Annotated in this window: 14 protein-coding genes; 8 read left to right on the forward strand and 6 right to left on the reverse strand. The window is 37.0% G+C overall.

The features are described 5' to 3' along the window. Positions 1-31: 31 nt before the first annotated feature. Together A6E06_RS07380 and A6E06_RS07385 are read left to right on the forward strand one after the other, a co-directional pair. Complete coding sequence (locus A6E06_RS07380) at positions 32-1,147, forward strand: alkene reductase (protein WP_065591993.1); 1,116 nt, start codon at positions 32-34, stop codon at positions 1,145-1,147. Beyond that, on the forward strand, positions 1,144-1,920 hold the full coding sequence (locus tag A6E06_RS07385; protein WP_065591994.1) for a glycine betaine ABC transporter substrate-binding protein: 777 nt from the start codon (positions 1,144-1,146) through the stop codon (positions 1,918-1,920). Before A6E06_RS07380 ends, A6E06_RS07385 begins: the two co-directional genes overlap by 4 nt. A gap of 102 nt (positions 1,921-2,022) precedes the next feature. Here the strand turns inward: A6E06_RS07385 and A6E06_RS07390 are convergent, their stop codons facing one another. The 4 genes from A6E06_RS07390 to A6E06_RS07405 all read right to left on the reverse strand — a co-directional run bounded on the left by A6E06_RS07390 (position 2,023) and on the right by A6E06_RS07405 (position 7,362). After that, positions 2,023-2,868: a universal stress protein gene (locus A6E06_RS07390; protein WP_065591995.1), complete on the reverse strand. Its 846-nt coding sequence runs from the start codon at positions 2,866-2,868 to the stop codon at positions 2,023-2,025. A 10-nt stretch (positions 2,869-2,878) separates the two neighbouring features. Next, on the reverse strand, positions 2,879-4,366 hold the full coding sequence (locus A6E06_RS07395) for a SulP family inorganic anion transporter (RefSeq protein ID WP_065591996.1): 1,488 nt from the start codon (positions 4,364-4,366) through the stop codon (positions 2,879-2,881). A 409-nt stretch (positions 4,367-4,775) separates the two neighbouring features. Continuing rightward, positions 4,776-5,858 carry a class I mannose-6-phosphate isomerase gene (locus tag A6E06_RS07400; protein ID WP_065591997.1) on the reverse strand — a complete coding sequence of 361 codons (1,083 nt, stop codon included), beginning with the start codon at positions 5,856-5,858 and terminating at the stop codon, positions 4,776-4,778. A 28-nt stretch (positions 5,859-5,886) separates the two neighbouring features. After that, positions 5,887-7,362, reverse strand: a complete 1,476-nt coding sequence (locus A6E06_RS07405; protein ID WP_065591998.1) for a mannitol dehydrogenase family protein — start codon at positions 7,360-7,362, stop codon at positions 5,887-5,889. Between the two features lie 236 nt (positions 7,363-7,598). Between A6E06_RS07405 and A6E06_RS07410 the strand changes: the two genes are divergently transcribed. From A6E06_RS07410 to A6E06_RS07430, 5 genes are all read left to right on the forward strand, one after another. Then, positions 7,599-8,366: a GntR family transcriptional regulator gene (locus A6E06_RS07410; RefSeq protein ID WP_141676912.1), complete on the forward strand. Its 768-nt coding sequence runs from the start codon at positions 7,599-7,601 to the stop codon at positions 8,364-8,366. 84 nt (positions 8,367-8,450) lie between these two features. Continuing rightward, positions 8,451-9,659, forward strand: a complete 1,209-nt coding sequence (gene uxuA / locus A6E06_RS07415) for a mannonate dehydratase (protein ID WP_065591999.1) — start codon at positions 8,451-8,453, stop codon at positions 9,657-9,659. Next, positions 9,649-11,439 (forward strand): transporter, encoded by a 1,791-nt coding sequence (locus A6E06_RS07420; RefSeq protein ID WP_065592000.1) that lies wholly within the window; start codon positions 9,649-9,651, stop codon positions 11,437-11,439. Before uxuA ends, A6E06_RS07420 begins: the two co-directional genes overlap by 11 nt. Before the next feature lie 136 nt (positions 11,440-11,575). After that, complete coding sequence (locus A6E06_RS07425; protein WP_065592001.1) at positions 11,576-12,127, forward strand: acyltransferase; 552 nt, start codon at positions 11,576-11,578, stop codon at positions 12,125-12,127. A gap of 1 nt (position 12,128) precedes the next feature. Further along, on the forward strand, positions 12,129-14,303 hold the full coding sequence (locus A6E06_RS07430) for a heparinase II/III family protein (RefSeq protein ID WP_065592002.1): 2,175 nt from the start codon (positions 12,129-12,131) through the stop codon (positions 14,301-14,303). A 62-nt stretch (positions 14,304-14,365) separates the two neighbouring features. On the opposite strand, the gene A6E06_RS07435 is transcribed toward A6E06_RS07430, so the two are convergent. Both A6E06_RS07435 and A6E06_RS07440 read right to left on the reverse strand, forming a co-directional pair. Next, positions 14,366-15,235 carry a DMT family transporter gene (locus tag A6E06_RS07435; RefSeq protein ID WP_065592003.1) on the reverse strand — a complete coding sequence of 290 codons (870 nt, stop codon included), beginning with the start codon at positions 15,233-15,235 and terminating at the stop codon, positions 14,366-14,368. An 81-nt stretch (positions 15,236-15,316) separates the two neighbouring features. After that, the gene (locus tag A6E06_RS07440) at positions 15,317-15,691 is read right to left on the reverse strand and encodes a nuclear transport factor 2 family protein (RefSeq protein ID WP_065592004.1); all 375 of its coding nucleotides are present in this window, start codon (positions 15,689-15,691) and stop codon (positions 15,317-15,319) included. 115 nt (positions 15,692-15,806) lie between these two features. Here A6E06_RS07440 and A6E06_RS07445 point away from each other — a divergent pair, with 115 nt between their 5' ends. Next, positions 15,807-16,673: a LysR family transcriptional regulator gene (locus A6E06_RS07445; protein ID WP_065592005.1), complete on the forward strand. Its 867-nt coding sequence runs from the start codon at positions 15,807-15,809 to the stop codon at positions 16,671-16,673. Positions 16,674-16,806: the final 133 nt, after the last annotated feature.

Genomic DNA, 16,806 nt, shown 5'->3' on the forward strand with positions numbered 1-16,806 from the left:
TTACGATGAAAAAACAAAGAGGCATACAATCATGAATTCATTATTTAAAAAAACAAAACTAAACAATCTGAACTTACAAAATCGAGTTGTCATGGCTCCAATGACTCGCGCACGTACTAGCCAGCCGGGTAACATTCCAAATGACATGATGGCGACCTACTACAAGCAACGTGCAACTGCCGGATTAATTATCTCTGAAGCGACTCAAATTTCAGATGACTCCCAAGGGTACTCATTTACCCCAGGAGTTTATACCGATGAACAAGTAAAAGGATGGCAACCAATAACCAAAGCTGCTCACTCTCAAGGTGCGGCTATGTTCTGTCAGCTTTGGCATGTAGGCCGTGTATCTCATCCTACTTTCCAAAAAGGTGAATTACCTATTGCGCCATCTGCTCTCGCTCCTGTCGAAACCAAAGTGTGGATTTCGGATGAACAAGGTAATGGTAATATGGTTGATTGTATCCAGCCGCGAGCAATGACTCATGAAGACATCAACCGTGTCATTCAAGATTTCGCCTACTCTGCAAAACGCGCAGTCGAAGCCGGTTTTGATGGTGTTGAAATACACGGCGGTAACGGATATTTAATTGATCAATTTCTTCGTACTAACTCTAACCATAGAACGGATAAGTATGGGGATTCTCGTGAGAACCGTCTTCGTTTTCTACTTGAAGTTGTTGACGCAGTAAGTAAAGAGATCGGTGCCGATAAAGTTGGTGTTCGCCTTGCACCCTTCATTACATTTAAAGACATGGATTGCCCTGATATTGTGCCAACCATTCTTGACGCTTCAAAAGAATTACAATCTCGTGATATTGCTTATTTGCATTTATCTGAAGCAGATTGGGACGATGCGCCTGTTATTCCTGAAAACTTCCGCATTAAACTAAGAAAACGGTTCACCAATTCTATTATTGTTGCAGGTAGCTACACACAAGAACGTGCAAATGAGATCCTAAATAAAGGCTATGCCGATCTTATCGCTTTTGGTCGCCCATTCGTATCAAACCCAGACTTGGTATCACGTTTAGAAAACAATCATGACCTCGCTACATTAGATGGTAATACGTTATTTGGCGGTAATGAACAAGGTTATATTGACTACCCAGCCTACAGTGAAAAAATACTAGAGACGGAGCTATGAAAAACAAAATAATCCTTGGTGTCACGGATCTTTCTTTTCATCGAGTAACGGCATCCATCATTTCACATATTTTAACTAATATGGGTTTTGATGTTGAACGTATTTATTCTCCACACCAAGAAAATTTTGAGAAATTAAAATCTGGCGACATTGATATGCTCGCTTCTGCTTGGCTTCCCTCTAGTCACGGGATATACAAATCTGATGTAGAAGAAAAAGTCGAATTGCTTGAATTAGGGCTACATTATAAACCGTATGCTCATTGGGGAGTTCCTGATTACATCCCAGAAAGTTCTATCTCTGAAGTAAAAGATTTGCTGAAACCAGACGTCGTTTTACGCATGAACAATACAATTCAGGGCATTAATCCGCGGGCGGGAATTACCCGATTTTCAATCAAAATGATGGAAACATACGGTTTAAACAACGCAGGTTACACCTTCTATACCGGAAGCGAGGAAGATTGCTTTAATGCATTTGAACACGCTGTCGAGAATAAAGAATGGGTTGTTGTTCCATTATGGAAGCCGCAATTTCTACATCATAAATACAATATCCGTGAAATTTCCGAACCTGAAGGATTATTGGGGATAGTTGATCGTGCAGTCTTATTACTTCGACAAGATAAGTCCATTAACTTCACTCAAGAACAAATTGAAAAATTGGACTCACTTAAATTCTCTAATGAAATTATCGCCGCGCTCGATTATCAAGTTTCCCGAGAAGGAAAAGCGATTGACCAAGTAACCAAGCAATGGCTTAGTCTGCAATAATAACCAAAAGAGACGATGTTGTTACCTAAACTTCAGCCATAAAAAACGCCTAAAGCAATTAACTTTAGGCGTTTTATTTGTATTTAAGTTTAATTTAAATAATTAACGTATTAACAATAAAGGCACTTCACTTTTTATTAATACCTTGGTTGTGTTACTGCCTAAAAAAAACTGTCTTAGCGTTGAATGTCCATAAGCACCCATTACCATCATGCCTATCTGGTGATCTTTCTGGTACTTCAGCAAAGCATCATCAACAGATCCTGACAGTATGTCTTCATGCACACTAAGTCCTGCATTTTTTAATTTAATGGCCGCTTTCTCAAAAGCCGCACTTTTTTCTGCAAAATCATCCACCATCACTAAATGACAATCCAATCCCAAAAGCAGAGGCGTATTGATTGCTTTTTCAATCAGTTTTTCACTCGTTGGACTGCCATCAAAAGCAATGAGATAAGACGTTGGGATAGAAAATGGCGCATTCACCACTAACGTATGGGATTTAATAGAACGAATAACACTTTCAAGTTGAGACCCTATCGTTTTATTACTGTCCTGCTCTTCACCTAATTTACCAATCACTAATACTCTTAGTTCATTTTCTAAATCAATCAGGCTTTCCAGTAAACTTCCATGACGTTGTAGTTGCTCAACATGGCTAATGCCTTTATTCATTACCCATTCAGCCGCTTCTTCCAGCAATTGCTTCCCATGCTTGAGTGCGACTTTACTGCGGGCTTCATCCAATTTTGCAAGTTCATTAAGCAACTCTTCTTGGCTACCTAATCCAATTTGTCCTGAGAACTCGCTCACAACGGGTCTGGTCGTTTTATCGAGAGCGTGCAATAAGATAAGCGGCGCATTAATCTTCGATGCAACCCACGCACTCGCTTCACACGTTGCAATCGTCATCGGTGAACCATCAATACAAGCTATTATATTTTTCATTTTCTAATCCTTAATGTCCGGCCAATAGTTTTTCAACTTCTTCTGGTTTGTCATGTACACCAAATTTATCAACAATCGTCTGGGTTGCTTGGTTCATTCCAATAAGCTCGACTTGCGTCCCCTCTCGGCGAAACTTGACCACCACTTTATCCAATGCAGAGACTGAGGTAACATCCCAGAAATGCGCAGCCGATAAATCAATCGTCACGCTCTCGATCACTTCTTTAAAATCAAAAGAAGTAATAAATTTATCCGATGAGGCGAAAAATACTTGCCCTATTACGGTATATTTACGCGATTTATGTGCGTCCGAATTAGTCTTTATCACCATCATTCGACTGATTTTATTAGCAAAGAATAATGACGCAAGCAAGACACCGACCAGAACACCAATAGCTAAATTATGCGTCATTACCACAATAATCACCGTGGCTAACATAACAATATTAGTTGATATTGGGTGCTTTCTTAAATCAGTAATTGAACTCCATGAAAAAGTACCGATAGATACCATTATCATCACAGCAACTAAGGCTGCCATTGGGATTTGTTTTAACCACGGACCAAGAAAAACCACCATAATTAACAAAAACACGCCAGCAGATAACGTTGATAAACGTCCACGGCCGCCCGACTTTATATTAATCATTGATTGTCCGATCATCGCACAACCTGCCATACCACCAAGAAAACCCGTAAAGATATTGGCAAGCCCTTGGCCTTTACACTCGCGGTTTTTATCGCTGCTGGTATCGGTGAGATCATCGACAATCGTTGCTGTCATCATGGATTCTAATAAACCCACCACAGCCAAACCAATAGAATACGGCAAGATAATTAATAGCGTTTCTAGGTTTAAAGGCACATCAGGCCATAAGAAAATTGGCAAGGTATCAGGTAAGTTCCCCATGTCTCCCACGGTACGAATATCAATATTAAATGACATCGAAATGGCAGTTAATACGATAATACAGACTAAAGGCGAAGGAATTAATTTACCGATAACCGGTAGGTATGGGAACAGATAGATAATCCCTAAACCGGCGGCTGTCATGGCGTAAACATGCCAAGTTACATTGGTTAATTCAGGAAGTTGCGCCATAAAAATAAGTATGGCTAACGCATTCACAAAACCGGTAACCACTGAGCGAGAAACAAAACGCATCAAGCTACCGAGTTTTAAATAACCCGCTAAAATCTGTAATACACCAGTAAGAACCGTCACAGCAAGCAAGTATTCTAACCCGTGTTCTTTAACTAATGTGACCATCAATAGTGCCATGGCACCCGTCGCGGCTGAGATCATCCCAGAGCGACCGCCAGTAAAAGCAATAACAACTGAAATACTGAAAGAAGCGTATAACCCAATTTTAGGATCAACACCTGCGATAATAGAAAAAGCGATGGCTTCAGGGATTAGAGCGAGAGCAACAACGATGCCCGCAAGGAGATCACCACGGACATTAGACATCCAGTCAGTTTTGAAATTTTTAAACATTGAATTCTCAATTTATGCACGGCAATACGCACCAGAAATAGATCTGGGGGGTAAATAGGTGCTTCTTTGATAAAATTTTGGCGCGGAAAAGTAGCCGAAAGTACGGCAAAGAATTAACAAGCGCAAAGAGTTAAGCCGAATACTCAGTCGAGTACAGTGCTTAGGTTAGCAATGAGAGCTATAGGGGGGATGGAGCGTTTAAGGCGGCGTAATTAACACAGTGATCAATATTCTCTAAATCAAACAGGAGGCCAGTGTATATTTACAAAGTCATCAATTCAATTTCCATTATTAGGATCTAAGATTGCACTAACGTGTCAATAAAACAAAACACCTAAAGTACTTTTCTTTAGGTGTTTAATCTAATACAACACACGATTAAAGGTACAGGATCTTAAGTTACTTTCTATCACGCAAGCGGCGGAGAGCATTCTAAAATCTGAACTCCATGATCAGAAGTAATAGAGATACTATCTACACCGTGGGGACAGAAAAACTTATCAAATTTATTTAAATGAAGGGTTTCATTATTACATTGAACTGTACATTCTCCTTCAAGGATTAAAGCAATGTAAAAATGATTTTCTGATTTCTCTATTGTTCCCTTTACGATTGATTTACTCACCCTAAAGCTTTCTGTCGCTCGAGAATCAATCAAAGACTCCTTATAAGAGAATTCATTATATTGAGTTACTAGCAAAGGTTCTTGCTGGTAATTTTTATAAACATCTTTCTTAGAAATCTCTTTAAAATCGAATACATTTAAACAAAAATCAAGGTCTCGATTCATGAACCTAGCTTCTTCAGGCATAACATAACCCGATTTTTCAAACTCAAATCGAACAGCCCAGTCAGAAGGTTCCATAATTTCAATAATTAAAATCCCCTCACCAATCGCATGAGGAATACCACCAGGGATATAGAAACAATCCCCTGGTTTTACTTCTATTTTTTCAAAGCAGTCAGCAATATCATCAATGCGCTGCTCTTCAATCATTGATTTCAATACCTCTTTTTTAGGTGGGTGTTGAAAACCAAGATAAATATAAGGATCTGTAATCTCATCCCTTGTTTGCAGAACATAATAAGCCTCAGCTTTACCACAAGGGGAATTTAAGTGCTTTTGCGCAAAATCAGCGGTTGGATGAACCTGGAAATGCAATCGAACTGAAGAATCTAAATATTTTACAAGCAACATTGGATTATTACCAAACTTCTCCACATGCTCTGACCCAAGGAAATAATTTGAATTTGAATTAATTAACTCATCAAATTTAACAACCTCATTATCAATTAGCACAGAAGAGATCCCTTCTTTAATCTCTTCCCTACCTTTATTTTTTGCTTGTGTTGTCGAACCTATCCAATCTTCAGGGAAATGATTATCTTTCGGTGAATCAAGATTAACTATTTGATCTAGCGTTCTTCCCCCTGTATAGGTACGCCAAACTCTATTTTGTGTAAACGTAAATAACTTACCTTCATAATTCATTGTATATTCTCTTATTGCTTTTCATTAATTATTTTTTAGACATAACAAATTGGATTGCTTTCTTTGAGCCTTCTTTATCCAAGAGTTCATACATATCAAGTATTTCAGAACGAATTAATACATCATTTGATATATCAGCGCCAAAAATTGATTGAATATTTAATAGGCTAGAAACGACTTGTTGATTTGTCTCTGATTCTTTGTAGATACCGTCAAATTGGTCAACCAATGGGTCGACCACGTCGATATATTGCTTGAGGTCGTTACGTCGACCAACATATTTCATCCAAGCAGCAATACCCAGAATTATCCATTTTGTTGATTTATTTTGTGCTTTTAATATTCTTAATGACTCACAAAATCTTGGTGGTATTTTTTGGCTACCATCCATCGCTATTTGCCAAGTTCGATGCTGTAAACTAGGGTTAGAGAAGCGCTCAATTAAAGAATGAGCATAAAGATCCAAGTCAACACCCTCAGGCATTTCTAATGATGCTCCTTGCTCATTAAACATTAGTTCAGAGACCGCCACACGATAATCGTTATTCTCCATAACTTCAGAAATATAATCAAAACCAGCTAAATTACCCATATAAGCCATAAAAGAATGACTGCCATTAAGCATTCTTAATTTCATTTCTTCAAAAGGAGCAACATCAGCAACAAATTGAGCCCCAACCTTATTCCAGTTTGGTCGACCGCTTACAAAATTATCTTCAATGACCCATTGACGAAAAGGTTCACAAACTACGCCACAAGGGTCGTCATACCCCAATATTTCATGGATATCCTTGCGGTCTTTAGCTTCAACCGCTGGTGTTATCCGATCAACCATTGTGCATGGAAAAGTCACTTTATCTTCAATCCATTCAGCCAACGACTCATCAACTAATTTTGCATAATCTAAAATAACAGCTTTAGCTACATGCCCATTATTATTAATGTTATCGCAAGATAATATGCTGAATGCATTCATTTTTTTTAATTTCCGGAGGCGTAAACCCTCAACAATATAACCAATGATTGAGCTGGGTTTCTGGGGATGACATAAATCGTCTTTAATCATGGGATGAGTAGCATCTAATCTACCTTGAGCAAAATCAGCACAATACCCTTTTTCTGTAATAGTTAACGACACAATAGCCACTTGATCTTCAACAAGCTTACTTAAAATAGCTTGGCAACCATCTAATTCTGGATGTAACGACTCGGTAATCGAACCTGAATGCTTTAACGTATAAAAATCTGACGATTTTTCAAGCACAGTATACCCATGATTTTGTTGGCGTAATTTTTCAATCAATTCTTTATCAAATAAGTTTATTTCACAGATCCCCCAATCTCCTTGTTCTAGATTGAGTAATTCACTCGTAAATAAAGCTTGGTGAGAGCGATGAAATGCACCGAAGCCAAAATGGACAATACGACTCTTTAAGAAAGAAGGATCGTACGTAATGTTTTGTATTTCATATTCGAATTTACTATCAACAGTGCTTAAATTCATTACTTTAACCTTATTAGACAGATACAGATGAGTGGCAGTAGGAACAAAGTATATCCTCATAAAAATTGGTCAACCAATGATTAAAAAAAACGTGATAAAGCCCACTTTATTGGTTTTAAGTGCTTGCTTGATCTATTTGTCATACATTATGATTAATTTATACGGTAATTGGACAACCAATTTAACTGTCTATAATATCTTTACTATTGAGTGATATTAATAATAGAGAAACCGTTATGACAATGAACAAAAGGCCTTATCAAGAAGTTGGTGAAAGGTTAAAGAAACAACTAATAGATGGTATTTATGAAGTAGGGCAACGACTTCCTCCCGAGCGCGATATAGCAACAATGCTAGACGTTAGCCGCACTGTTGTTCGTGAAGCTATCATTATGCTTGAACTAGAAAAATTAGTTGAAGTACGCATGGGTTCTGGAACTTATGTTTTGAATCAAGCTATTAAATCTTCAGATAAGCTCTATGGTATCGAGTTAAAAGATGATATTGGACCATTTGAAATGTTACAAGCAAGGCAGTTACTAGAAAGTAATATTGCAGAGTTTGCGGCAATACAAGTAACGCCAAATGATATAGCTAAAATGCGATCAGCATTAAAGCTAGAAAGGCTTGAGTTAGAAAGCTATGAACAAGGGCGTCAATCTTCAGAAAATGGAGACAAGTGTTTTCATTTTTATATTGCTGAAGCGACTCAAAACTCAGTACTTGTTGAAATGATGCAATTTTCATGGGAAAGAAGAACGCATAGTTTAATGTGGAAAAAATTGCATGACCGCATAAATACTGACCATTATAGAAAAGAATGGTTACTTGATCATGAAAAGATCCTTACTGCTTTGCAAAAGAAAGATCCCAAAGAGTCAAAATTAGCTATGTGGCAACATTTAGAAAATGTAAAAAATACATTATTTGACCTCTCAGATACTGAAGACCCAAAATTTGATGGTTATTTATTTAATGTAAATCCAATAGCAAATATAAAATAACCAAATAATTTTTTTGGTTAAATATTTAATACTACCTTTATTGGTCGGTACGAACTCTATCACTCTAAATAAAAGGGTTTAATAATGGAAAAAACATGGCGCTGGTACGGACCAGATGACCCAGTATCATTAAGCGATATAAAACAGTCAGGTTCTACCGGAATTGTAACTGCTTTACATCATATTAAAAATGGGGATGTTTGGACTAAAAAAGAAATATTAATAAGAAAAAAACTTATTGAAATTGAGGGATTAACTTGGAATATTGTTGAAAGTGTTCCTGTCCATGAAGAAATAAAATTAGCGTCAGGTAATTATTTACAATATATAGAGAATTATAAACAAACAATTATTAACTTAGCTGAATGTGGTATTAATACTGTTTGTTATAATTTTATGCCTATTTTAGATTGGACTCGTACAGATCTAACTTATGAATTAGCTGACGGTTCTCGTACGTTACGATTCGATCAAATTGCATTTGCCGCTTTTGAATTGTTTATCTTAAAACGAAAAGGGGCAAAAGATGATTATACCGAGCAAGAGCATATAGAAGCTCTTACTTATTTTAATAATATGAACCAAGAAAATATAAACAAACTTGTTTCCAATATTATTGCAGGTCTACCTGGTGCTGAAGAAGGCTACACTCTAGAACAATTCAGACAACAGCTCGACCGATATGAAAATACAAATAAAGAAAAATTACGTGAAAATCTGGCTTTCTTTCTAAATGAGCTAACACCAATTTGCGAACAAGTTGGCATTAATATGGCTATCCATCCAGATGATCCACCACGTCCTATTTGTGGTCTACCACGCATAATGTCTACGATTGATGATATTGCATGGCTACGCGCTACTGTACCTAGTTCAACCAATGGATTAACTGTTTGTACTGGTTCTCTAGGTGTTAGCCCTGATAATGATCTTGTTGATATTATTAAGCAATATGGCAGTCACATCTACTTCTTACACCTACGTTCAACTCAAAGAGAACATAATAGTTCTAGTTTTCATGAAGCATCACATATCGACGGAGATATAGATATGTATGACATAATAAAAGCTATTTTAGAAGAAGAAAATATAAGAAAAAAAACAACCATATCATTCCAAATACCAATGAGACCAGACCATGGGCATCAAATTCTTGATGATTTAAAGAAAGAGATTAACCCTGGATATTCAGCTATTGGCCGCTTAAAAGGTCTAGCTGAAATTAGAGGCATGGAAATGGCAATTAAACGTGAGTTATCTCAACAAGGAAAGAGAGTAAATTATGAGTATTGATATATTTATTGTATTGGTCTATTTTGCCTTTTTAATGGGCATTGGTTGGATGTTCCGTGATGCTTCATCGTCAACAAGTGATTACTTTAGAGGTGGTGGTAAAATGCTATGGTGGATGGTAGGTTCCACCGCCTTCATGACAGCATTAAGTGCTATGACTTTTACTGGCGTTATGGGGAAAGCATTAACAGCTGGCCTATCTATTGTTGTTATCTTCTTTGCTAATGCACTTGGTTATTTTTGTAATTACTTATTTTTTGCAGCAAAAGCGCGACAAATGCGAGTGATCAGCCCTATTCAAGGGATAAGAATGCGCTTCGGTGCTGTCAGTGAGCAAGTGTTTACTTGGGCAACAGTTCCATCAAGTGTTTTACAAGCCTCTCTATGGCTTAACGGACTTGCAGTTTTTGCCAGTGCTGTATTTAATATTCCAATCAGCACAACCATAATTGCTGCTGGGTTAGTAGTACTATTAATGTCTTTAGTTGGTGGTAGCTGGGCAGTAGTTGCATCAGATTTCCTACAGATGATCATCATTACGGTTGTTACCTTTATCGCGACACTTGTTGCTATTTGGAAGTCAGGAGGGATTACACCAATTTTAGAGAAAGGGCTAACAGAACAACCATTTGTTGGTGATGGCTACTCATACAGTTACCTTTTTGTCGGTTGGTTTATTTGTATATTTGTTAAGCAATTTTTTAGTACCAATAACATGATTGACTCGTATCGTTACATTTCGGCAAAAGACACTAAAAATGCGCGTAAAGCAGCAATATTAGCCGCTTGCTTAATGTTTGTTGGTCCATTCATTTGGTTCCTACCCGCTTGGTATGTTGCAGGTAACTACCCAGATATCAGTACTTGGGGATTAGACGCTCTAGGTTCAAAAGCAAGTGATGCAACTTACTTTGTCTTTGTACGAAATGAAATGCCTCTGGGGATGATTGGGTTAATGATGTCAGCGATGTTTGCTGCAACGATGTCATCAATGGATTCAGCCTTAAACCGTAATGCTGGAATCTTCATTAAAAACGTATACGAACCACATATTAATAAAAATGCTTCAGAGAAAAGCCTCGTTCTTGCGAGTAAAATATCTACGATTGTTTTTGGACTAGTAATCATCGTTGCTGGTTTATTAATGAGTGAATTACAAGGGTTCGGATTATTTGATGCATTAATGCTTGTTAGTACATTAGTTGCATTCCCTGTACTAATCCCTTCTCTACTTTGTTTCTTTGTTCGTAAAACACCAGATTGGTCTGGTTGGGCAACAATTGCTGTAGGTGGTTGTGTTTCTGCTGTTATCGCTTTTGTTATAACTCCAGAAATGATTCAAAGTGTTTTAAATTTACCTCATCCACTCTCAGTTCGTGAGTTTGCTGAAATGAAGTCCATCACAATGGGTGTTGTTGGTCATATTGTTATTACTGGTGGTTTCTTCTTATCAACGCAACTCTTTTATAAAGAGCCAGTTGGTAAACGAGCAGAGGAAATTAACGAATTCTTTAATAATGTAAGTACTCCAGTAGAGTCAATACAAGATGAAGAAACCATTAAAATGGACAGTAAACAACAACGTTTACTGGGCCGAGTATTAGTAATGGCTGCAATTGCGTTATCTACACTAATATTTGTTCCTAACCCTCTATGGGGCCGCTTACTTTATGTATTAATGGCAGTGCTCGTTGGTTCTGTAGGATATTTATTATTAAGGGCATCAAAAAAAGGTCTACAAGAAAAAATAACATACGCAGCAATCAACGATTCAATATAATAATTAAAAAAACAAATAACACATTCACAATATAGTTATATCTAAATTTTACTATTTTACTATTTTACTATTTTTTAAATTTAGTAATTTAGTAATTTAGTAATTAAATATTAGCATCTACTTAATTGGAGATATCATGTCAGTACAAGAAGAATTCGGAGGTGATCTTACCAACGAAGAATTTAAAAAATTCACTTTATATATGAATCAAAGTAATAATTTTGAAGATGATAATACTCGGGCCATTATTCTTGGTTTTCATAAAGAAAAAGTAAGGGTTGCTCCTGGCGCTATTGTTAGAATTAATGAAAATCAAATTGGTGAAAATTCTTATATCGGTTTATATAGCTATATCAATGGCGATGTAAATATTGGAAAAAATGTTCTTATTGGTCCTCATGTTTCGATTGTGGCATCTAATCATGTATTTAATCCACATACAGAAAGCTTCAGTAACCGTAGTGATCTTCAAAAAGGCAAAGTCATTATTAACGATGGTGCTTGGTTAACGTCAGGTGTTGTTGTCACACCCGGCATCACTATTGGTAAATGTGCCTTAGTATGCGCTAATTCAGTGGTGACACAGTCTGTTAACGATTACGCTATTGTTGCAGGAACACCTGCTAAACAAATCGGTGAAATAGAACCACGCACTGGTGTATATCATTGGTTTGGTAAGGAAGATTAGCATGTTAAGTTTTAAACGAAATCATGATTTTCAAGTATTCATGACTCCTGAACATAAGCAACCAACACAACAAAACCCACCAAATTTTAATTGGCCTAGCGCACTATATAATGAGAGTTTTACTTTAGAACTAAGTAGTAATAAAAAACTACCTCAATGGAGATGGGAAAATATAACCTCTCCTTTTACATTGCCTTTTCTATTGCCTCAAGGCGATTATCGTTGGCGTCTAATAAATACAAACAATGAAATCAGTAAATGGTTTAAGTTTGAAATCACAAAACAAACCCACAATTACCTAGCACCAACAGCGGAAGAGATTTTTAAGCTGTGTCAACATCATGAGCAGTTCTTAATGTACTTTAATGAAGACATTGAATCCGTTCGCATTGCCTCATGGGATGCTTTTCACAAACTAAAAAAAACAGCTGAATTAGTCAATATCGAAAACATTGCTTATCCAACCCACTATAGAAGAGGTAATGAAGAAGGAAAAAGAACAGCGATAGCGAATGTCAGAAATTGGATTGACAGAGACCTAATATCTCTTACTCAACTCTATAAAATTTGGAAAATAGAAACATACGGCCATCAAGCCGTTAATCTATTGCTACGACTTTCAGAATGGAGTCCAGAAGGACCAGCTTCATTACTAAGACCTTGCACATGGGGTGATGAAGTAGGGTTATCTTTAGCACGAAATATATACTTAGCTTATCATTGGTTATCACCTTTAATGACTAAAAGTGAAAAAGATTTTATACGTCCAATGTTGATTCGTATTGCTTATCAAATGGAAGAGCGATTAGAGCAAGATCAATTCAAACAATACCCAGGGCATTCTCATACCTCTCGTTTACCTGCTTATTTAGGGGTAGCCGCCCTTGTATTACATAAAGAATTTAATCAAACAGTGTGCGAACGTTGGTTAGACTATTCATTAATGATTTACCAAAACGTACTGCCATTTTATGGTGGTAATGATGGGAGTTGGGCCGAGGGTCCTTTCTATTCCTCTTCATACACAAAATGGCAGCACCCGTTTTTTCTTTCTATTGAGCGTATCAGTGGGTTCTCATTTTATAATCATCCTTTTTATAAAAATTACCATAAGTTTGCTATGGATTTTGTGGCAACTGAAAACAGTACGCACCCTTTTGGGGATGGGTTTTGGTGTAAAAGAGAAGGTAAAGAATGGCCAGGATTTTTTGCACAAAATCCATTACGTATTTATGCGGAAAGGTTTGGAGACCAATCGTCTATTGATATGTGTAAAAAACTGGAATCTCAAATAAATACGTATGAACTTCATTTACTTGATATCATTCCGACAATCAAACAAATTGAATTTTCTATTCGTCCTATTTTTAAAGATCCAGTAAAAATATCAGACTTTAAATATTACGATTTTGCCGGTTTAGGTAAAGCAAGAATTGACACTACAGAACTGTATTTTAGAGCCAGTAAATTTGGCAATAGCTCACATCGCCATGCTGACCAAGGGAATATTGCCCTAATAGATAATACAAAGAATGTAATAATCCCTAGTGGCAGTTATGGATATCGTTTTGGCAGTAATCATCACAACGAATGGACAAGAACCACCAAAGCTCACAACCTTCCACTTATTGGAGGGTTAGGGCAAATTCTTGATGACGAATCAGCGACAGGTCGACTATTAAAACAACAGTCAGGTGAGCATTGGTATCTCTCTCAGATAGACTTGAGTAAATCATATCGCAATGTGAAACAATTTATTCGTACCATAGTCATGGTTGATAATTGTGGTCTTCTTATTATTGATAACGTTAGCTTAAACACAGAAAAATCAATTCAGTGGCGATTGCATTCTGAATTAACCGCTAGCATTAGCAATAACAACATAACATTACAAAGTGACAATCACAGTTATACTGTTGAAATTATGGGACAAAAAAACATAACACCAACAATTGCTCATGGTTATAACTTAGAGAAATCACCTAATGATTTAATTATCTCAGACGTAAACGAAGATATTTATCATTTAGAGTGGCAACTGCCATCACAGCATAAGCACTTTATCGTCGCGAGCTGTACCAAAAATGCGATTTCCTATTTAGTAAAAGAAGACAATAATATTGAAATAACCATAAATGATGATGTGATATACATCGATACTGAAAATAAGAAATAATCGTTTACTTAAAATAAAAGCGCCTAAAATATGAATATTTAGGCGCTTTACAAATTTAATAATTATCTCTTAGGCAGTAACTTCTTATAAAAACCCGTTACAAACATGGTTCCAGTCACCACTAAAATAGTACCTATAATGGCATTTATTCCGACAGTTTCCCCTAAGAATAAGTAGCCCCATAAAATCCCAAAAACAGGAATAATAAAAGTAACAGTTAAGGCTGAAGAAGCGCCAAGCTCTTTAATCAGTCTAAAATACAACAAGTACGCTAAACCCGTACACACAGCACCAAGGGCAAATACAGCGAAAACAATATCTACACTCACCACTTCTCTTACTGGCATAAAAGGAACAAGCGGTAACACCAAGATAACAGAAGCCCACATACTACCGTGTGCGTTATTAAACGGCTCAACGCTTGGTGCATTTTTGGCATAATTAGTTGCAACACCATAGCTAAATGCGCCCATTAAGGCTGCAATCATCGGGATAATGGCTTCATCACCAACATTAATCGCCTCCCATCCAACCAGAACACTAACCCCGATCATACCTAGAACCAAACCAAACACGACCTCTTTGGTTAACCAAGTTCGAGTCCATACCGCCCCAATAATCGCACCCCAAATTGGAGCGGTAGAGTTAAGAATAGCTAAAGTAGATACATTTAAGATTTGTGCTGAATAAGCAAATAATAAGAAAGGTAATGCTGAATTAAACAACCCCAAAATAAGGAAGTGTTTAATATTTGACATAAAGTGTAGGGATTTTTTCAGAAAGAAGGAAACAACAAGTAGAGTCAATGCGGCGAAAGCAACCCGTGTCTCAATTAATACCGCAGGCCCTAACGGGTTTGCTGCAATTCTAACAAATAAAAATGAACCGCCCCACAACGCAGCTAAGGTAAATAAACTTAATATATTAATCATCCATGATCCCAAACGGTGGGTAATTTTTTAGTGTGGTTGATAATGACAAATTACTCAACCACATAAACTAAAAAATGCTTTCTAACGCTCGCCTTGCACTTCAAAGTCATCAGAAATTAAACGCGCTTTACCATCGTCTTGAATTGTCCAATGTTCACGGTGTACAACACCAAATGCTTTGTTCATCGTCCAATTCGCCGTTAATAGATAGCCATCTTCACCGATTGGTTCCCATTTAACCTCTGTATAATCAACATCAGCAAAACCTTGATCCATAATGTTTTGCCAAAATACTTGGATCTCTTCACGGCCTGTAAATGTACCAAATGGACGCGCTTCCATCACCGTACCTTCAGCGTATTGTGCTGCACAACCTGCTGCATTTTGAGAATTAAACGCCTGTTGCCATGCTGAAATACCGGCTTTGCATGCTGCTAAAATTTGTTCTTGAGTCATGATTGTTTCTCCTAATGTTTGTATGAAATGAACTATACGTGCATTATTAAGATTGAAAAACAAACCAATATGAAATCACTGTTTAATAAAACAGAACAATAGGATTTAAAAGAGCATGAATAAACTGAAACAAATGACCCTTTTTATGACGATTGTTGAAACAGGATCAATCACTAAAGCGGCTGAGAAATTAGAACTGTCTAAGTCTGTTATTAGCCAACACTTAAAACAACTAGAGCATGAACTTGCTATTCCATTGCTCAAACGTACGACAAGAAAACAATCACTCACTGCCTCTGGAGAGCATTTCTATCTACAATGTTGTGAGATGCACAAATTAGCAGAAAAGGCATGGAGTGATATCTTACATCAACAAGAATCGCCTCAAGGGAGATTGTCTGTCACCGCTCCGCACGCCTTAATGAACAGCATTGTTATACCGGCTCTTAGCTCCGTATTTAACGCGCACAAAGACGTGGAACTAAACTTAATTGCGCATGATGGACAGCTTGATTTGATGCAAGAAGAAATCGACCTAGCTATCCGTGTTGGTGAATCAAAATTAAGTAACCTAAAGCAAAAGCGCATTGGAACCATACAAGACGTATTGTGTATCGCCAAAGACTATCCAGAATTTACTATTGATAGCATTGAAGCTTTGCCTTATGTAGCAAACCACTGGCAATCAAAGCAAATTTCGCATCAGCTAGTAAATATAACAACAAAAAACGCCCGCGTTATAAACTTTATCGCAGCGCATCAAGTCAACACGGTTCAAAATAGTTTAGCGTTAATAAAAAATGGGTTCGGAATTGGGCTTCTTCCTGAGTTTATCTATTTGCAACATCAAGATGAGTTAAAAGAAGTATTACCTACTTATGAAATGAAAGCGTCTAATGTCTATGTGCTTCATCCCTTTCATGGCCAAGTTCCGATTAGTGTAAGAATGGCAATTGATGTCATTGAAAGGGCATTAGCCTAGTTATCGACCTATACACTTCATTTTATTCATTGAATCATCCGTTGTCTCAATATTTAGCAAAGCACCAACCAAAGAAAAAGGTATTATGTACGGATACATTTATTACCTACTAACCCACTATATTAAAAGGAAA

It is taken from the genome of Aliivibrio sp. 1S175 (genome assembly GCF_001690985.1).
GTDB lineage: Bacteria > Pseudomonadota > Gammaproteobacteria > Enterobacterales > Vibrionaceae > Aliivibrio.